The 16,917-nt window shown below is 72.9% G+C and carries 18 protein-coding genes; 7 read left to right on the forward strand and 11 right to left on the reverse strand.

The genetic code is table 11. From position 1 onward, the window contains the following. Positions 1 to 141: 141 nt before the first annotated feature. The gene (locus ACFW9D_RS32865) at positions 142 to 282 is read left to right on the forward strand and encodes a hypothetical protein (RefSeq protein WP_384628089.1); all 141 of its coding nucleotides are present in this window, start codon (positions 142 to 144) and stop codon (positions 280 to 282) included. A 10-nt stretch (positions 283 to 292) separates the two neighbouring features. Here the strand turns inward: ACFW9D_RS32865 and ACFW9D_RS32870 are convergent, their stop codons facing one another. The 4 genes from ACFW9D_RS32870 to ACFW9D_RS32885 all read right to left on the reverse strand — a co-directional run bounded on the left by ACFW9D_RS32870 (position 293) and on the right by ACFW9D_RS32885 (position 3,270). Continuing rightward, on the reverse strand, positions 293 to 718 hold the full coding sequence (locus tag ACFW9D_RS32870; RefSeq protein WP_384628091.1) for a PTS-dependent dihydroxyacetone kinase phosphotransferase subunit DhaM: 426 nt from the start codon (positions 716 to 718) through the stop codon (positions 293 to 295). Continuing rightward, complete coding sequence (dhaL, locus tag ACFW9D_RS32875) at positions 715 to 1,323, reverse strand: dihydroxyacetone kinase subunit DhaL (protein ID WP_384628094.1); 609 nt, start codon at positions 1,321 to 1,323, stop codon at positions 715 to 717. The genes ACFW9D_RS32870 and dhaL overlap by 4 nt, the downstream gene beginning before the upstream one ends. A gap of 45 nt (positions 1,324 to 1,368) precedes the next feature. Beyond that, positions 1,369 to 2,361 (reverse strand): dihydroxyacetone kinase subunit DhaK, encoded by a 993-nt coding sequence (gene dhaK / locus ACFW9D_RS32880; RefSeq protein ID WP_384628097.1) that lies wholly within the window; start codon positions 2,359 to 2,361, stop codon positions 1,369 to 1,371. Positions 2,362 to 2,589: 228 nt separating this feature from the next. Then, a complete protein-coding gene (locus ACFW9D_RS32885) occupies positions 2,590 to 3,270 on the reverse strand; it encodes a response regulator (protein WP_384628100.1) in 681 nt (226 codons plus the stop codon). Between ACFW9D_RS32885 and ACFW9D_RS32890 the strand changes: the two genes are divergently transcribed. Further along, positions 3,245 to 3,835, forward strand: a complete 591-nt coding sequence (locus tag ACFW9D_RS32890) for an FtsX-like permease family protein (protein WP_384628103.1) — start codon at positions 3,245 to 3,247, stop codon at positions 3,833 to 3,835. The genes ACFW9D_RS32885 and ACFW9D_RS32890 overlap by 26 nt on opposite strands. A gap of 301 nt (positions 3,836 to 4,136) precedes the next feature. Here ACFW9D_RS32890 and ACFW9D_RS32895 read toward each other — a convergent pair whose 3' ends face one another. After that, a complete protein-coding gene (locus ACFW9D_RS32895) occupies positions 4,137 to 4,526 on the reverse strand; it encodes a hypothetical protein (RefSeq protein ID WP_384628106.1) in 390 nt (129 codons plus the stop codon). Positions 4,527 to 4,686: 160 nt separating this feature from the next. Next, on the reverse strand, positions 4,687 to 6,423 hold the full coding sequence (locus ACFW9D_RS32900; RefSeq protein ID WP_384628109.1) for a tetratricopeptide repeat protein: 1,737 nt from the start codon (positions 6,421 to 6,423) through the stop codon (positions 4,687 to 4,689). A 219-nt stretch (positions 6,424 to 6,642) separates the two neighbouring features. On the opposite strand from ACFW9D_RS32900, the gene ACFW9D_RS32905 reads away from it, so the two are divergent. Beyond that, positions 6,643 to 6,876: a hypothetical protein gene (locus ACFW9D_RS32905; RefSeq protein WP_384628112.1), complete on the forward strand. Its 234-nt coding sequence runs from the start codon at positions 6,643 to 6,645 to the stop codon at positions 6,874 to 6,876. Positions 6,877 to 7,044: 168 nt separating this feature from the next. Then, complete coding sequence (locus tag ACFW9D_RS32910) at positions 7,045 to 7,455, forward strand: SRPBCC domain-containing protein (RefSeq protein ID WP_384628115.1); 411 nt, start codon at positions 7,045 to 7,047, stop codon at positions 7,453 to 7,455. Positions 7,456 to 7,468: 13 nt separating this feature from the next. On the opposite strand, the gene ACFW9D_RS32915 is transcribed toward ACFW9D_RS32910, so the two are convergent. Continuing rightward, positions 7,469 to 8,668 (reverse strand): MalY/PatB family protein, encoded by a 1,200-nt coding sequence (locus tag ACFW9D_RS32915; protein WP_384628118.1) that lies wholly within the window; start codon positions 8,666 to 8,668, stop codon positions 7,469 to 7,471. 3 nt (positions 8,669 to 8,671) lie between these two features. Then, positions 8,672 to 9,151, reverse strand: coding sequence for a GNAT family N-acetyltransferase (locus ACFW9D_RS32920; RefSeq protein ID WP_384628120.1), 480 nt, complete (start codon positions 9,149 to 9,151; stop codon positions 8,672 to 8,674). 109 nt (positions 9,152 to 9,260) lie between these two features. Here ACFW9D_RS32920 and ACFW9D_RS32925 point away from each other — a divergent pair, with 109 nt between their 5' ends. After that, positions 9,261 to 9,731 carry a hypothetical protein gene (locus tag ACFW9D_RS32925; protein WP_384628123.1) on the forward strand — a complete coding sequence of 157 codons (471 nt, stop codon included), beginning with the start codon at positions 9,261 to 9,263 and terminating at the stop codon, positions 9,729 to 9,731. A gap of 30 nt (positions 9,732 to 9,761) precedes the next feature. Here ACFW9D_RS32925 and ACFW9D_RS32930 read toward each other — a convergent pair whose 3' ends face one another. Further along, the gene (locus tag ACFW9D_RS32930) at positions 9,762 to 11,351 is read right to left on the reverse strand and encodes an oxidoreductase (RefSeq protein ID WP_384628126.1); all 1,590 of its coding nucleotides are present in this window, start codon (positions 11,349 to 11,351) and stop codon (positions 9,762 to 9,764) included. Between the two features lie 390 nt (positions 11,352 to 11,741). Here ACFW9D_RS32930 and ACFW9D_RS32935 point away from each other — a divergent pair, with 390 nt between their 5' ends. Further along, the gene (locus ACFW9D_RS32935) at positions 11,742 to 13,118 is read left to right on the forward strand and encodes an NAD-binding protein (protein WP_384628128.1); all 1,377 of its coding nucleotides are present in this window, start codon (positions 11,742 to 11,744) and stop codon (positions 13,116 to 13,118) included. Between the two features lie 30 nt (positions 13,119 to 13,148). Here ACFW9D_RS32935 and menC read toward each other — a convergent pair whose 3' ends face one another. Continuing rightward, positions 13,149 to 14,252, reverse strand: coding sequence for an o-succinylbenzoate synthase (gene menC, locus ACFW9D_RS32940; protein ID WP_188340470.1), 1,104 nt, complete (start codon positions 14,250 to 14,252; stop codon positions 13,149 to 13,151). 1 nt (position 14,253) lies between these two features. Beyond that, the gene (locus ACFW9D_RS32945) at positions 14,254 to 15,156 is read right to left on the reverse strand and encodes a chorismate synthase (protein WP_384628131.1); all 903 of its coding nucleotides are present in this window, start codon (positions 15,154 to 15,156) and stop codon (positions 14,254 to 14,256) included. Positions 15,157 to 15,299: 143 nt separating this feature from the next. Between ACFW9D_RS32945 and ACFW9D_RS32950 the strand changes: the two genes are divergently transcribed. Then, the coding region (locus ACFW9D_RS32950) for a PucR family transcriptional regulator (RefSeq protein WP_384628134.1) at positions 15,300 to 16,917 on the forward strand (1,618 nt) is incomplete at its 3' end.

The following is a 16,917-nucleotide window of genomic DNA, read 5'->3' on the forward strand; positions in this document are numbered from 1 at the left end:
CGAGTAGGGGGTTCGGGTTTCGGGGGGGCGGGGGGGAACAGTAGGCTGTTTTCCCCCCCCCCCCCCCCCCAGCCAGCACCGCCCGCCTCCGCGCCCCCCCCACGCCGCCCCGCCCGCGCCCCCGGCGTCGACCCGCACCCCGTGCGCGGCGGCGTCGCCGCCTCGGACGTCACCTACATCCTCTTCCCGGGCCGGACCGTGCGCCCCGTCGAGAGCCACCGCGCCGCCGTCCGGGCCGGACACGCGGCGGCGCGCGAACTGGTCAGCGCCGCCGCCCGGTGACCGCCGGACCTCACACCTTCCGGTACGCGTACGCCTCCGACGCCGCCGCCACCACGGCGTCCAGGTCCGCGCCCGCCGAAGCCGACACCACCGCGGCCACCGCGCCCTCCACGAACGGGGCGTCCACCAGCCGGGTCGCGGCCGGCAGTTCGTCGCCCTCGGCGAGCAGCGCCTTCACCGTGAGGACCGCGCTGCCGAGGTCGACCAGGACCGCGACGCCCGCGCCGCAGTCCACCCGCGCCGCGGCCGCCGCGATCAGCTCCGAACTCGTGCCGAGCCCGCCGTCCTCCGTGCCGCCCGCCGCGGCCACGGGCGCGGTCGTACCGCCGCCCGCCAGGCCCTGCGCGAGCCGCGCCACCGACTCCGCGACCTCCTTGCTGTGCGAGACGAGGACGATCCCGACCGCCTTGTCCTCCTTGCCCTGCGCCGCGCTCATGCCGCGGCCTGCGCGGTCTCGGCCAGCGCCGCGATGAGCAGCGCCGAGGACGTCGCCCCCGGATCCTGGTGCCCGATGCTGCGCTCGCCCAGATAGCTGGCCCGCCCCTTGCGCGCCTGCAGCGGGGTCGTCGCCTCGGCGCCGTGCTCGGCCGCCGACCGCGCCGCCGCGAAACCGCCGTCCTCCAGCGCGTCCACCGCGGGGACCAGCGCGTCCAGCATCGTCTTGTCGCCCGGCGCGGCCCCGCCGAGCGCGGCCACCGCGTCCACCCCGGTGCGCAGCGCCGCCGCCAGCTCGGCCTCGCTCACCTCGGCCGCGTCGCCGAGCGCCTTCCCGGCGCGCCGCAGCAGCGTCCCGTACAACGGCCCGGACGCGCCGCCCACCGTCGAGATCAACTGCCGTCCGGCGAGGGCGAGTACGGCGCCGGGGGAGTCCGGCGCGTCCTTGTCGAGCACCGCCCGCACGGCCGTGAAGCCGCGCTGCAGATTGCTGCCGTGGTCGGCGTCGCCGATCGGCGAGTCGAGCTCCGTGAGCCGGTCGGCCTCGCGGTCCACCGCCGCGCCGGTCGCGGCCATCCAGCGCCGGAAGAAATCGGCGTCGAGCACGTGATCTCCTTCAGAGAGAGGTTCGGACATCGCCCAGGGTGCCGGTCAACGGCCCCAGCGCAGACCCGCCGTCGCCACCGGCGCGTCCCACAGCCGCAGCATCTCCTCGTCGACCTGGCAGAGGGTGACCGAGGCGCCGGCCATGTCCAGGGACGTGACGTAGTTGCCGACCAGGGTGCGGGCCACGGGCACTCCCCGCTCCGCCAGCACCCGCTGCACCTCCGCGTTGAACCCGTACAGCTCCAGGAGCGGCGTCGCACCCATCCCGTTCACCAGCACCAGCACCGGACTCGTCGGGTTCAGGTCCTCGAGGACCGCGTGCACGGCGAAGTCGGCGATCTCCCCGGAGGTCATCATTCCGCGCCGCTCACGCCCCGGCTCCCCGTGGATGCCGATCCCCAACTCCAGCTCGCCCTCGGGGAGATCGAAGGTGGGGGAGCCCTTCGCCGGGGTGCTGCACGCGCTCAGCGCGACGCCGAAGCTGCGCGCCGACTCGTTGACCTGCCGGGCGAGCGACTCGACCCGCTCCAGCGGCTGCCCCTCCTCGGCCGCCGCCCCGGCGATCTTCTCCACGAAGAGGGTGGCGCCGGTGCCGCGCCGCCCGGCCGTGTACAGGCTGTCGGTCACCGCCACGTCGTCGTTCACCAGCACCTTGGCGACCTGGATGCCCTCGTCCTCGGCGAGTTCGGCCGCCATGTCGAAGTTGAGCACGTCACCGGTGTAGTTCTTCACGATGAACAGGACACCGGCCCCGCTGTCCACGGCGGCCGCCGCCCGCACCATCTGATCCGGCACCGGCGACGTGAACACCTCGCCCGGGCAGGCCGCGCTGAGCATCCCCGGCCCGACGAACCCGCCGTGCAGCGGCTCGTGCCCCGACCCGCCGCCCGACACCAGCGCCACCTTCCCCGCGACGGGCGCGTCCTTGCGCAGGATCACCCGGTTCTCCACGTCCACGGTGAGCTCGGGGTGCGCGGCCGCCATGCCACGCAGGGCGTCGGCGACAACGGTCTCGGGAACATTGATCAGCATCCTCATGGGTACCTCCGGGGTGAGGCTGGTGGACAGGCGCCTGACCAGATGCTGACCCAAGGCCCGCGTCGGTGACGGGTGGTCGGCTGGTCATGGCGTGTCGAGTGGCGAACGGTCGGAGTGCTGCTGTCGGGCAGTATCGACCCTGCGGGAGCGAGGGGCACCTGCGCTACCCCTGGATCGGATGAATGCCTCGGCTCCGTGCGCGTGGTGTTCCTGATGTTCGTCCCCGCATCACGGTGCCGGTCGATGGTCGCCGGCGCTGACCAGACCGGTCTCGTACGCGGTGACGACGGCCTGGACCCGGTCGCGGAGCCGGAGTTTGGCGAGGGCTCGGGCGACGTGGGTCTTCACGGTGGTCTCGGCGAGGTGGAGGCGGGCGGCGAGCTCGGCGTTGCTCAGACCCTGCGCGAGGAGGCGCAGCACGTCGAGTTCGCGTGGGGTGAGGTTGGTCAGGTCGCGGTGGAGCGTGGTGGCTTCCGGGCCGCGGCAGGCATGGCGATCGACGAGACGGCGCGTGATGGCGGGCGCGAGCAGGGCGTCACCGGTGCGGACGAGGCGGACGGCGGCGGTGAGGTGTTCCGGTGTGACGTCCTTGAGGAGGAATCCGCCGGCCCCGGCGCCGAGGGCCGCGTGGACGAGGTGGTCGAGGTCGAACGTGGTCAGGATGATGACCCGGGGTTCGCCGGGAGCCCCGCTGAGGATGCGGCGGGTCGCCTCGAGACCGTCGAGATCGGGCATCCGGATGTCCATGAGGACCACGTCCGGGCGGGTGCGACGGACGGCCTCCACGGCCTCGTTGCCGTCGGCGGCCTCGGCCACGACGTCGATGGCGTCGGCGGCGCGGCTCCCCGAGGGGGCGGTGACGGGAGCGCAGTCCTGGCTGACGGTGAGGAAGGAAGCCGAGCGGGACATCGCTCTGTTCGTACCGTTTCTCGCCGCGTTCGGGACGCTCGGTCTGGTGATGGAGGTCCTGATCGTGGGGCACGTGGTGAGCACCGCGGTCGCGTCGGGGCACCGGCGCATCGGCATGCTTGAGGCCATCGGGTTCACACCCGGCCAGGTCGTTCGGGCCTACGTGGGGCAGGCGCTGATTCCCGCGTCCGTCGGCATCGCGGGCGGCGTCCTCGCCGGACATCTGCCGGCGCTTCCGGTCCTGTCGGAGGCCGCCGACGCCTACGGTGCGACTCCCTCCGGCGTCGCGCCCTGGGTGGACGTCGCCGTCATCGCCGGAACCGTGACGACGGTGGCCACCACCGCGTGGGCCAGTGCCTGGCGTGCGGGGCGACTGCGCACCGTCGATGCCTTGGCGCTGGGGAGGGGGCCCTCTCGGCGCGCGGCCGCGATGGTGACCGCCGTGGTGTTCTGCACGGCGGCCGTCACCTTCACCGTAGGTCTGGGCTTCACCAGCTACTCCATCGCCCTGCGCCCCGGAACCGAACCTTTGCCGGCCATCTCGACGCGCTCAACGCCGACTTGAAGCCCGTGGCACTTCGTCGCCGAGAGGCCGGGCCCCGGAAACGGCAGCGATCAGGTTGTCGCCCTCAACTCCCTGGCCGCATGGCTCACCGTTCTGCTCGTGACCGTGGCAGCCCTGGATGTCCTCAACGGCGTCGGCTGTCCGGACCGCCAGGTCGAGGACCGTCATGGCTCTGCGCGCCGAGTAGAAAAGAGAGATGGCTTTCGCGGTACGAAAGTCGGTAGAGATTCTTACCGCGAAAAGCCACCCCTCCGGCTCAGCCCAATTCCGCTGAAAGGATTACGCGGACCTCAGGGTGAGGTCAGCACCCGCTCCAGGCTCCCGTGACGTTGTCGAAGATGCTCTTGTCGAACTTCTTGCTGCCCTTCACGCCGGCCGGAACCGTCACGCATGCCGAGCTGTGCTTCACCTGGTTCTTGGTGTCGAAGAAGTCGACGTGGAACGTCACGCTGTGGTTGCAGTGGTTGTTGTAGTAGACGGTGACGGTGTTGTTCCCGGGCGTGTAAGACGTGTTGAAGCGGTTGACCGTCGGGTTGTTGTTGCAGCCCCACGAGGTGTAGACGGGGCCGCTCGCCTGCGCGGCAGCAGAGGTGGCGGCCTGCGGCGCGGCGTAGGCCGTGCTTCCGAGCAGGGGCAGAGCCAGTACCGCAAGGGCCGTGGCCTTGGCGCCCGTCCGAACAGAATTCAGCATGAAAATACCCCCGAAAGAAAGGTCTGGTTGCACCCTGCTCTTGCAGGGCGGGTCGTGATCAACTCTGGCACGTGAGGATAGTGCCAGCAATTGGTTTGAGCCGAACTTGAGGTAGCGACTTTCGGGGTTGTTTGTGTGCCGGATCCGACGCTATTCGAAGTCAGCGGGTGGGGGTCCGGCGGCGGAGTTGCTGGGCGGTCCGGGTGACGATGCGGCCCGGTCCGCGATGCCCGCCGCGTATGAGTCGGTCGCCGAGCCAGCCTAGTGATTCGGCCAGGGCGGCGTCGTCGCTCCTGGGGTGGGTTCCGCTCTGCTCGGTCAGCAGGCGCACGGCCTCCATCGTGGGCGCGAGGATCTCCTCGTCGCGCCCGGTGCGGGCCAGCCGCAGCGCCAGATTGGCCAGTGCGTGGACGAGGCCGAGCGTCGCCTCCGGATCGTCCTGCCGCCCGGTGCGGAGCGACTGCCGGTACAGGTCCACCACTTCGCGCGCGATCCGCAGCGAGTCCTCGTGCCGGTCGTTGTCGGTGAGCCGGATGCCGAGGTTGTTGAGCACGCGCGCCAGCTCGCTCTGGTGCATGCCGGGTTCGGCCTGGTCGAGCTGGCGGTGGAGGGCGGCCGACTCCTCGGCGGCGGCCAGCGCGGCGGGATGCCGCCCCAGCGTCGCGAGCCGGGTGCCGAGGCTGTCGAGGGAGGACGCGAGCAGCGGACGGACCACATCGGGATCGTGCGCGACCGCCCCCCGGTACAGGCGCACGGCTTCGTCGACGGCCGTCAGGGCCTCGGCGCGTCGGCCGCTCCACGCCGCGACGAGCGCCAGGTTGTGCAGACAGCGCGCCAGCTCGATCGACATGTGGCGGCCGGCACCAGCGTCCAGCGCCTGCCGGCACAGGTCGACGGCATCCTGTGCCGCCCTGTGCGCGGGCCCATACTCGCCCGCCGACGCCAGGGCGAGCCCCTGCTCGGAACGCCGCCGGACACGGTCCCGTACCGCCGGATCGACCGGACCCTGGACGGCTTCCGCCGGCACCAGACGGCCGTCCTCGGTCATGGACCAGCCGTAGCGGCGCAGGGTCTCGACGAACAGGGCCATCATGTCGGGCTGGGCGCGCGCCAGTTCGCCGTACTGGGCGGCGGCCCACCCCATGAGCGGGCGGGCCTCCTCGGCGCGGCCGAGCGCGGTCAGCTCGCGGACCAGGGCGAACACGGTGACCCAGTGGGGAAGCACGGCGGCGCCCACCGGACGCAGAGCTTCGTAGCGTTCGAGGGCGCGGCCGAGCACGGTGGCCGCCTCCTGCCGCCGCCCCATCTCGCCGAGCTTGATCCCCAGATCGCTCTCGGCGGAGGCGAGTTCGGCCTCGTCCTGCGGACTCGACGGCCCCCGCCGCGCCCCGGCGACTCGTCCTCGTACGCCCACCGCCTCACGCATCAGCGCCAGTGCCTCTTCGTGCCGGCCGAGCTCGGCGAGCTGATTGCCGAGGCACGTCAGGGAGGCCGCCAGCGCGGGCAGCCGCCCCTCGCCCTCGTCCCGGACGAGAAGCCGCGTCAACTCCACGGACTCCCGGGCCGGCTCCAGCGCTCGACTGCGCCACCCCAGTACCCCGAGGGTCAGTGCCTGCCGGTAGAGCGCCGTCGCGAGCGCCGCACGCCACTGCGCCGCATCGGCCTCGGTCAACTGTCGGCACACGTCGACGAGTTCCGCCTCGACCTCGGTCAACTCGTCATGGTGCTCGGGCCGTTCGACAAGGAGCGCGCTCAGGTGCCTCAAGGCCTCGCCGAGGGCGGGCAGTACGTGCCGTCCCGGGGCTCCGGCCGTGCGCCGCCGTGTGTCCTCGACGCGTCGCCGCGCCTCGACCAGGTCCCGCTCGGTGCCCAGCATCCCGTTGTCCACTTCCCCCACGGCGAGCCCTCCCCAGGCCGTCCTGCCTCCACCCTGTACAGGCACGTGCTGCACTCGGGAAAGGTTGCGACGGGTCCGGGGAGTTCATTCGGGGGCCACCTGCGCGATGCCTCGATCCGGACTCGATGGTGCGTGTCTGGAGCGAATGTGGTGCGTTATCGGTGTGGATGTGATTCACTTCAGGTGTCCTTTCGGAGGCCTGAGGCAGGAGTGAACGTCATGGCTGTCACACCACATCCCGATCACCCGGCCAGCGAGCGCCTGTCGGTCACTCTGGCGCCGCCGGCGGTCGTCGCGGTCAACGAACTGGCCGAGACGGGGCGCGTGAGCAAGGCCGATGTCATCAACCGGGCGGTGCTGCTGCTCGGATTCGTCGAACGCGAGCGAGCCAAGGGGCACGAGCTGATGATCCGTACCGAGGACGGAGAGCTGGAGCGGATCCACATCCTTTGACAGGGACGGCTGCCTGGGATCCGTGGATCTGGAGGCCCTGGGCCTGGCGGTCGAGATCGTCAGGGTCGCCTTCCCTCCGCTGTCCGAGACGTCCCCGCGGACCGGCGTGCCGTGCGGCCCGTCACGTTGCAGACTGCTCCTGGACGACGAGCGAGAAGGAAGCGAGCCATGACCGAGCACGCCACGATCACCTGCGAGAAGCTCCTGGAGCACGCCCCCGGGAAGGTCTGGGAGGCCCTGACCGAGCCGGATCTGCACGCCCGCTGGTGGGCCGCCGGTGACGTCAAGCCGGTCGTCGGGCACCGCTTCACCCTTGACATGGGCACCTTCGGCAGTCAGCCCTGCGAGGTGACCGAGGTCGAGGACGAGCGCGTCCTCGCCTACCGGTTCGCGGAGGGCACCCTCGACACCGTCGTCACCTGGACGCTGCGCCCGGAGGGCGACGGCACCCGGCTCGTGCTCACCCACGCGGGCTTCGACCTCGGCTCGCCCCTGGGCGGGCAGGCGTACGAAGGAATGGGCCAGGGCTGGCCGCATGTCCTGGAGCGTCTGGACGCGCTGCTCAACGAGACCGCCTGACCCCGTCCGCCGCTCAGAGCCCGGCGACGGCGGTGGTGAGGCGGGAGATCGCCTCGTCGACGGTGGAGCGGGGGCAGCCCAGGTTCACGCGCAGATAGCCTAGGCCCTCGCTCCCGAACTTCTGCCCCGGGTCGCACCAGAGCCGGGCCGTGAGCAGCATGAACCGTTCGAGTTCCGCCGCGTTCATCCCGAGGCCTCGGCAGTCCATCCAGGCGAGGTAGAGGGCGTCGGCGGGCAGCACCCGCACCTTGGATGTGGCGGCGTGGACGGAGCCGGCGAAGTGCGCGTGATTGCCGCGCAGGTAGACGAGCAGTTCCTCCAGCCACGGCTCGCCGTGGGTGTAGGCGGTCTCGGCGGCCACCATGCCGAGCACGTTGACCAGCGGCATGAGATTGCGCTCGTAGCGGCGGGAGAATTCCTCGCGCAGCCGGCGGTCGGGGATGAACACGTTGGCGCACTGCAGGCCCGGCAGGTTGAACGTCTTGCTCGGGGCCGTGCACGTGATGCTGTTGGCGGCGAACTCAGGGCCGAGTGAAGCGAACGGGACGTGCCGCTTGGCCGGATTGATGATCAGGTCCTGGTGGATCTCGTCCGCGATCACGAGGATGCCGTGCCGGGCGCAGATCTCGCCCATGGTCCGCAGCTCGTCCTCGGACCACACGGTGCCGGTCGGATTGTGCGGGTGGCTCAGGATGAAGATCTTGGTGTCGGGGCGGACGGCCGCCTCGAAGGCGTGCGCGTCGAAGGCGTAGCCGTCCTCGGTCCGCACCAGGGGCGCGTGAGTGAGGAAGCGTCCGTTCAGGCGGACGTCCTCGTGGAAGTGGCCGTAGACCGGGGGCTGGATGAGGACGGAGTCGCCCGGCGCGGAGAACGCCTGGACGGCCGTCTTGAGGCTGGTGAGGATGCCGGAGGTGGGCACGGTCCAGTCCGGGTCCACGTCCCAGCCGAAGCGCTTGGCCTGCCAGCCCGTCACGGCCCCCAGATAGCTGTCCGTCGCGCCGCCCGGGTAGCCGAAGACGCCGTGGTCGACCGCCGCGTGGAGCGCGTCCAGGACGACGGGCGGCGCCTTGAAGTCGGTGTCGGCCACCCACAGCGGCAGCGGGTCGGCGGCCGCCTCGTCCGGAGCGAGGAACTGTCCGGCGGACGCCCACTTCATCGAGTTGGACTTCTTCCGGTCGACGGGCTCGTCGAAGATCGAGAACTCATCCTTCATGCTTCACTCCAGCGACTCCATCAGCAGTTGGCTCCCCTGCGGGCCGACGGGCCGGAAGCCCGCCTTGGTCCAGGCCCTGACGGCCCGGTGGTCGCAGGCCTCGGGATCGACCGTCACCCGCTCCCACCCGAGGACGGTGTGGAGGTGCCGGACCAGCGCGCGGGCGGCGTCGGGGCCGAGGCCCCGCCCCTGGGCGCGCGGAAGGAGCACCATGTCGATGCCCCCTTCGCGCGGGCCGGCGGGGACGTACTGGGCGTAGCCCACGGGATCGGCGCCCCGGAGGACGAGCAGTGACTCCACGGCGGGCCGGCGCCGCCCGGTGTACTTGGCGGCCACTTCCTCGCGGGTGAGGGGCCGTCCGCCCCACCCGCGGACGAACTCGGGGTCGGCGAACCAGCGGGCGAGCAGCGGCAGATGCTCATCGGAGGCGGGAACGAGCAGCGTCGTCTCGCCCGCGATGCCGCCCTGAGGTGTCTCCCGCACGAATCTCCTTTGCCGCGATGCGTGACGAGATGGATGCTGGCACGCCGGAGGGGCTGGGCCAAGGGATGTGCCGAGCCAGTCGTGAACCGCGAAGAGGGGGGAGCGCCGCGTGGCGACCGAAGTGTGGGCACCGTTGTTCTCCCTCGCCGGAGTCCTCCTCGGCGGTGGCCTGACCGCCCTCTCCCAACGCGCCACGCAGCGCTCCGCCGAGCGCCTGGAGGAACGCCGCCAGGCCGTCGCCGACCGCGAGGCCCGCCGGGCCGAACAGCTTCAGGCGATCAAGGACTTTCTGGCCTGTGTGCAGGAGGCCGAAGGGGTGGCCTATCGCCGGCCCGAGGAATGGGGCGCGGACGAGGCGTGGCTCGGCGCGGCCTCGGCGGCGATGGGCCGGCTCTGGATCGCCGAGCGGCACCTCGTGCTCGTCGGCCACGCCGGCCTTCACGATCCGGCGCGCGCCTACGCCCGCGCGCTGAACCAGGCGGTCTGGCGCGAGATCGGCGACGTCGAGGTCAACGAGCACCTGGAGGAACACAAGAGCGTCTTCATGGACACGGCGCGTGCGAGCCTCGCCGCGTTCTGACCCGCGGCGCGATCGGGCGGGCCGGCCGGATCATTGGCGGTTGAGGGCCCGCGACACTCCCGCGGTCACGGTGGTCGCCAGGACCCATCCGGCGGTGGTCAGCGCGTAGGCGAGCCACTGACCGGCGCCGTGGGGCGCGTAGGCCGCCTTCTGGCCGAAGCCGAACAGGGGGAGCAGGAGGTCCAGCGCGTAGAACACCGGGTTGAACGGAGGGGCCTTGGCCGCTTCCAGCGGGGCGGGCCGGTGCGCCGAGAAGAAGGACGCGCCCACGGCGAGGAGGGCGATGATCCACAGGGCGGCGCGGCCGGGCCGGTAGCCGTAGCCGACCGTGGCGTCCTGGACGTATCCCCACACACGCGCGTGCAGGGGGAGCGCGGAGCGGCGGTGGCGTTGTCTGGCGAGCAGGACGGTGCGGGCCTCGTCCTCGTGGCCCAGGCGCCGGTAGGCGGCCGCGAGCTGTTCGTAGGGCTGCGGGAGGTACGCCTCGGTGCCGCGCCGGATCCAGGCGAGCCGCTCCGTGGCGGTCAGCGGGGTGGCGAGCGCGTCGTACGCCGTGCCGGACAGCCGCAGCCGGCGGGGCCAGGTGGCGGGGGAGTCGTAGAGGACGCCGAGCCGGGCGTTGTCCGCGTCCACCGTGCCGTCGACCGGGACCCGGGTGCGCAGATCGGTCTCGCGGGCCTCGGTCAGGCGCAGCGACAGCGCGGTGCCGCCGGGCCGGGACAGGGTGGCGTCCTCGAAGCTGAGCCGGGTGCCTATGACACTGCCGTCGAGCGTGATGCCGCCGTTCACGGTGAGTCCCGCTCCGAGGTCCGCGTTGCGGTTCACGGTGACGTCGATCGCTTCGAGGGCGATGTCGCCGGGGTGGTGCAGGCGGGCGCCGCAGAAGCCGACGGCCGCTCCCACCACGGCGCCCGACAGAATGATGCGGCCCTCCGCGCGGAAACCGGGGTGGAAGGTGAAGTCCTCGCCGACCTGGACGTGATAGGCGTCCAGAGCGGTGTCGCCGGGACGGCTCAGATGGGCGCCTTCCAGGTCGAACTCGCCGGCGATCGAGGCGCCCGTGAGCCGCATGCCCCCGGTCACCTTCAGGCGGGTGCACAACAGGTGGCCGCCCGTGCGCAGGCGTACGGCCGACACCGCCTCGCCGTCCGGGGCGGAGATCACGGTGTGCGTGAGGTCCAGGTCGCTGTGCGTCTCGGCGCGGGTGAGGACCAGCGGGCCGGACAGCCGGCAGCGGGTGAGCGAGAACCTTCCGAGGATCTGGGCCGTGTCGGCGATCAGACCGGGGAGCACGCACTCGGAGAGGGTGAGTTCGCGCATCTGGGCGCCGCTGAGGAGCGGTGTCCCCGCGAAGTGGCAGTCCGTGAGGGCGATCGGTGCGGCGATCTCGGCGAACCGCAGGTCCAGCGTGCCGGTGACGGACACGCCGCCGAGCCGGAGCGCGGGGCGATCGCCCGGCGCGGGCTCGGGACCGGCGCCGAGCAGCAGGGCCGTGAGGAACTCGGCACGGACGGCGGGCCGGGCGGCCTCCGGTGAGCCGGGGCGGCCTTCGACAGGACGGCCCTGAGGGTAGGCGTGCCACAACTGACGTTCCAGGGGGCCCAGTTCATCGATGCGCATGATCGTCGATCATGGCAGCGCGGAGGACTCCCGTACAGCGCCGAGGGCCCCGTACGGCGCCGAGGCGGTCGGGCGGGCTCTGCAGAGCGCCTCCCTCGAGGCGCCCCGCATACGAGACCGAACCGGTGGGCGCATTCGACAGATGTACGGAGTCGGCCGCGCGGTTTTGTACATCGTGATGAATCGGGGCAGCCGGGGCGGCTGTTAGAAAGAGAACCGCTTCGGACCCGCCCGGGACCGGCCGCGCTCCTCACCCCGTGAGCGCGGGCGAACCGGCCGGGCGGCGCCGGAGCGTACGCGCCGGCCTCGATCAGGCACTGCCGCGCCTTCCGGATCACAGGGCACCGAGGACGCCGTCCCCGGCCCCGTCTTGGCAGAGAGGCCGACAGCTTGAGCCCGCAGACCACCCGCGACCCGCGCGGCGACGCCCGCTCGCACGTGCCCGCCACCGGCCGTCAGGTCGTGATCATCGAGGACGACGAGGCCCTCGGCCGCTCCGCCGCGGCCTGCATCGAACGCTGGGGGAGCACGGCGCACCGACTGCCCCGCCCCGACGACGACACCCTGCGAAAGCAGCTCGCCGGCCCCGTCGACAGCGTCGCCGTCGTCTCCCGCGACGACATGGTCGCCCTGCGCTACGCGCTGCTCGCCGAGCACCTCAGGCCCGGCGTGCGGCTCGTCGTGACCATCTTCGACCGCACCGTCGCCGAGGAGGTCTCCCGCACCGTCCCCAACTGCACCGCCCTGTCCATGACCGACGCGATCCTGCCCAGCCTCCTGGCGAGCTGTCTCGCGCCCCAGTACGCGATGCTGCAGCCCGTCGGCGACGACCTCGTGGGCGTACGGCGCGAAGGCGTGACCACGCGCGTCGAGCACCTGCCCCGGCGGGCCCTGGCCACCGCCCCGCAGCCGCACCCGCGCAGCCCCGCCGGCACCTGGTTCCGCTCCCTCGGCACGTCCGCGAAGGCGCTCGTCTGCAGCCTGGTCGCGCTGCTGCTCGCCTACTCCACGGACGTCGCGCTCGGCGTCCTCGTCCTGCACGAGCACTGGACCGACTCCGTGTGGAACGCGGCCCGCACGCTCACCACGGTCGGGTCCTCGCACGCCGCCGAGCACGGGCCCGGCTGGTACAAGGTGTTCTCCGCCGCGTCGATGATCGGCGTGCTGGTCCTCGCGGCCGTGTTCACCGCCGGTGTCGTCGACCGCTTCACCGGGCACCGCATGACCAGCATCCTCGGGGCCCGCTCCATACCGCGCCGCAACCACGTCATCGTCGTCGGCCTCGGCCAGGTCGGCCTGCGGCTCTCCGCGTGGCTGCGCGACCTCGGCGTGAAGGTCGTCGCCGTCGAGCGCGACCGGCGGGCCGGCTGCCTCCCGCTGGCCCGCTCGCTGAACATTCCCGTCGTCATCGGCCGCGGCGGCGACCGGTTCCTGCTGGAGCGGCTCTCGGTGCGCCGGGCCCGTGCGCTGGCCGCCGTCGCCTCGGACGGGCTGGGGAACATCTCCGTCGCGGTCGCCGCCCGTGCGGTCGCCCGCGACCAGCGGATCGTGCTGCGCGCGGGCGGCGACGCGGTCACGACGGAGTCGCAGTCCCTCTTCCGCATCGGCGCGGTGTGCGACTTCCCGCTGATCGTCAGCACGTTCGTCGCCGCGACCGTCCTCGACGCCGAACTGCGCAGCGTGTTCGTGGCGGAGGGCCGCACGTGCGCGCTGTTCGCCGACGACCGCGTGGTGGACCTGCGGACCTGGGACGCCGCCCAGGACTGAGCGGGCCGGTCGCCCGGCCCGCCCGGCCCGCTATCCCACGGCCCGGCGCGCCACGGTGAACCGCCGCAGCACCTCCGGGATCGGGTCGACCCCGATCCCGGGACCCTGCGGCACGTCCAGGTGCCCGTCGCGCAGGACGAACGGCTCCGTCAGGTCCTGCGCGAAGTACCGCGACGACGCCGACGTGTCGCCGGGCAGCGTGAACCCGGGCAGAGCCGCAAGCGCCAGGTTCGGAGCCCGGCCGATCCCCGTCTCCAGCATCCCGCCGCACCACACCGGGACCCCCGCCGCCCGCGCGAGGTCGTGGATGCGGCGGGCCTCCAGGTAGCCGCCCACCCGCGCCGGCTTGATGTTGACGACCCGGCAGGCCTCCATCGCGATCGCCGCCGAGGCGTCCCGCGCCGAGTGGATCGACTCGTCCAGACAGACCGGCGTCGCGATCCGCCGCTGCAACTGCGCGTGCTGGTACAGGTTGTCCTCGTCCAGCGGCTCCTCGATCAGCAGCAGCCCGAACTCGTCCAGCTTCCGCAGGTGTTCGGCGTCCGACAGGCCGTACGCCGTGTTGGCGTCGACCTGCAGCGGCAGCGCGTCGCCGAACTGCTCCCGCACCGCGCGGACCGGCTCCAGGTCCCAGCCCGGCTCGATCTTCAGCTTGATCCGCACGTACCCCTCGTCCAGGTACTGCCGCACGTCGTCGAGGAGTTCGGGGACGGACGGCTTGATGCCGACCGAGACCCCTGCCGGCACCCGGTCGTGGACCGAGCCGAGGAACGTCGCGAACGACATCCCGGCCGCCCGCAGCTCGGCGTCGAGCAGCGCCGTCTCCAGGGCCGCCTTCGCCATGTAGTGGCCCTTGACCGCGGCCATCGCCGGACCGGCCTTCGCCGAGGTCAGGTCCCGTACGGCGGCCACCCGCGGCACCAGGAAGTCACGCAGCACGAGCTCCGCGCCCGCCGTGAACTCCGCGCTGTACAGCGGGTCCGGATCGCCCCCGAACTCCGCCCAGCCCTCGGCCGCGTCCGTCTCCACGCGCAGCAGGAACGTGTCCTTGCTGGTCTGCGTACCGAAAGAGGTACGGAACGGCTTCACCAACGGCACCGCGATGTGCAGCAGTTCGACACGCTCGATCTTCATCTCAGCCCTCCTGGGCGGACGTCGGGGCGCCGCTCGCGGCGGCGCGGGTCAGCAGGTACCAGCCGTCGCGCGACAGGGCGGACGCCGTGTACCCGTCGGCGAACGCACCGGTGAACACCTCACGGACCGCGTGCCGCCAGCGCAGCGCGGCCGGCAGGTCCCGGGCGCGCAGCGCGAGCACGTCCTGGGGCACCCGGCACCACAGCCGCTCCCCGGACCGCAGCGCGAGCGGCCCGCCGTCCGGGGCCGGGCACAGCGTCTCGGCGTCGGCCCGGCCGGACGCCCCGTCGTCGACGGCGCTGCGCGGATCGCGCAGATCCCAGGTCACAGTGAGCCGGTCGCTCTCGTCGCCGCCGTTGAACCCGTCGTCGAGCGGCCCGTAGAAGTCGACGACGTACTCGGTGCCCAGCCCGCCCAGCTTGACCAGGTTGAAGCGGGCGTTGCGGCCGAGCAGCGGGTCGAACGTCCACTGCATGCGCTCGGCGCCCCGCTCCAGGGACCACAGCCGCTGCGCCTGCTTCACGGCGAGACCCACCCCCCGGTCGGAGGTCGCCGCCGCGGCGACGAGCGAGTACACGGCCCGCTCCGCCGGCGGCTGGAACACCAGAACCGCCGCCCCCACCAGCTTCTGCCCGGCGTACGCGGCGTGCACCGCGCCGCCCGCGTGCACCGCGCTCGCCATGACGTCGGTGGGCAGGGGTGGCGCGCCCGGCGGCGTGCCCCAGGTCTCGGCGAGGAAGTCCGTCACGGCGCGCAGCCCGGACAGGTCGCCGACGGTCCGCACCATGACACCGGCGGCCGCCGCCGAACCGGCCGCCGCGCGCGCCGCCCGCTCCAGAGCGCCGCCGTCGTCGTCCGGTGCCCCGGGCGGCGCCGCGGCACTTGCTGTCGTAGCACTGATCATGGCTGCCAGTCTGGGCATCCGCGGGGCGGCCGTCTTTGCGCGTTCGTGCAACGCTCGGCCGGTCTCATGATGCGATCCGATAATCCGCGGCCCTTCCGCCGGAGGCGACAATCGTGCGTCGACGAAGCCGAGGAGGCGCCCCCATGCAAGCCGACTGCACGCTCGAGGCGCTGCTCGACACCCTCGGGCAGCCGGCCCTCCGGATCGTCGCCGCACCCGCCGGCACCGCGGTCCCGGTCACCGAGGTGCTGCTCCACGACCCCGGAGTGCCCGTGCCGTACACCCCGGGCGGACTCCTGCTCGCGGTCGGGGTCACCGCCGCGGCGGCCGCCGACCTCGTACCGGCCGTGGCCGCGGCGGGCCTGACCGGACTCGTGGTGCGCGGCGAGGGAGGACCCGAGCGGGCCGCCCGCGCGCACGGGGTCGCGCTGCTCGCCGTCGACGAGGAGGCGTCCTGGCACCGGGTCCACCTGCTGATCGCCTCGGCCGTCCAGGCCGGACCGGCCCCCGTCGCCCAGGGCGCCGGAGCCTCCGCGCTCGGCGACCTGTTCGCCCTCGCCAACGCGATCGCCGCGGCCGCCGGCGGCGCCACCACCGTCGAGGACCCGCGCCGGCGCATCCTCGCCTACTCGACCGTCGACGGCCAGGTGATCGACGACGTCCGCCGCCAGGGCATCCTCGGCCGGCAGGTCCCGGACAGCCCCGAGAACACCGAGCAGTACCGCCGACTCCACGCCGCCGCACGCCCGTTGCGGCTGCCCGGCACCGAGCCGGGCGAGATCGAGCGGCTCGCCGTCACCATCCGCGCGGGCGGCGAGATCCTCGGCTCGCTCTGGGTGATCGACAGCGGCAGGCTCGCGCCCGATGCCGAGGAGATCCTCGCCCAGGGCGCCTCCACCGCCGCCTTCCACCTGCTGCGCGCCCGGGCCGCCGAGGACCTCACCCGCCATCAGTACGGGGACCTGCTCAGGCGCCTGCTCGACGGCACCGCGGCGCCCGCGACCGCCGCCCGCAGGCTCGGCTTCGCCGAGGACGCCAAGGTCCGGGTCGTCGCGTTCGTCCTCGACGATCCCGCAGTCGCCCCCGCCGACAGCGCCCAGGCCACCCTGCGCCTCCTCGACCACGTCCGGCTCCAGTGCGAGGCCCGCTACGGCCGGCACGCCTGCGTGGTCGTCGACGACACCGTGTACGCGCTGCTGCCCGAGGCGGGCCCGGACGGCGGCCGCCAGCGCCGGCTCATCGAGGACCTCACGCGGCAGGCCGCCCTCGCGCTGCGCAGCCCCGTGCGCGCCGGACTCGGCGGCGCCGTCACGGGCCTCGCCGAGGTGGCCCGCTCACGCGACGACGCCGACCGGGTCCTCACCGTCCTGGAGGAGGACCGCGGTGTCGCCGCCATCGAGGACGTGCGCCCGCGCGTCACCCTGCTGCGGCTCGGCGAGCTGCTGGACCGGCGCGCCGACCTGACGACCGGTCCCTGGCAGCATGTCCTCGACCACGACGAGCGGCACGGCACCGATTACGCGGGCACCCTCATCGCCTACTTCGACGCGGGCTGCGACATGGCCGGGGCCGCCCGCCTCCTCGCCGTGCACGCCAACACCTGCCGCTACCGCCTGAAGCAGATCAGGGAGCACCTGGCCATCGACCTCGACGACCCCGACGAGCGGCTCGTCCTCTGGCTGCACCTGCGGATCCTCGCGCGCCTGCGGGCCGGCCGCGCCCCGGCGCGCCCCGCCCCCCCGGGCCCCCCGACCCCCCGCA

The organism is Streptomyces sp. NPDC059524 (genome assembly GCF_042749255.1).
Lineage (GTDB): Bacteria > Actinomycetota > Actinomycetes > Streptomycetales > Streptomycetaceae > Streptomyces > Streptomyces xanthii.

What these genes read in the sequence shown, in the direction of transcription:
- ACFW9D_RS32870 (WP_384628091.1), bottom strand. Translation starts at nt 718, where the DNA reads ATGAGCGCGGCGCAGGGCAAGGAGGACAAGGCGGTCGGGATCGTCCTC.
- dhaK (WP_384628097.1), bottom strand. Translation starts at nt 2,361, where the DNA reads ATGAGGATGCTGATCAATGTTCCCGAGACCGTTGTCGCCGACGCCCTG.
- ACFW9D_RS32885 (WP_384628100.1), bottom strand. Translation starts at nt 3,270, where the DNA reads ATGTCCCGCTCGGCTTCCTTCCTCACCGTCAGCCAGGACTGCGCTCCC.
- ACFW9D_RS32895 (WP_384628106.1), bottom strand. Translation starts at nt 4,526, where the DNA reads ATGCTGAATTCTGTTCGGACGGGCGCCAAGGCCACGGCCCTTGCGGTA.
- ACFW9D_RS32905 (WP_384628112.1), top strand. Translation starts at nt 6,643, where the DNA reads ATGGCTGTCACACCACATCCCGATCACCCGGCCAGCGAGCGCCTGTCG.
- ACFW9D_RS32910 (WP_384628115.1), top strand. Translation starts at nt 7,045, where the DNA reads ATGACCGAGCACGCCACGATCACCTGCGAGAAGCTCCTGGAGCACGCC.
- ACFW9D_RS32915 (WP_384628118.1), bottom strand. Translation starts at nt 8,668, where the DNA reads ATGAAGGATGAGTTCTCGATCTTCGACGAGCCCGTCGACCGGAAGAAG.
- ACFW9D_RS32930 (WP_384628126.1), bottom strand. Translation starts at nt 11,351, where the DNA reads ATGCGCATCGATGAACTGGGCCCCCTGGAACGTCAGTTGTGGCACGCC.
- menC (WP_188340470.1), bottom strand. Translation starts at nt 14,252, where the DNA reads ATGAAGATCGAGCGTGTCGAACTGCTGCACATCGCGGTGCCGTTGGTG.
- ACFW9D_RS32945 (WP_384628131.1), bottom strand. Translation starts at nt 15,156, where the DNA reads ATGATCAGTGCTACGACAGCAAGTGCCGCGGCGCCGCCCGGGGCACCG.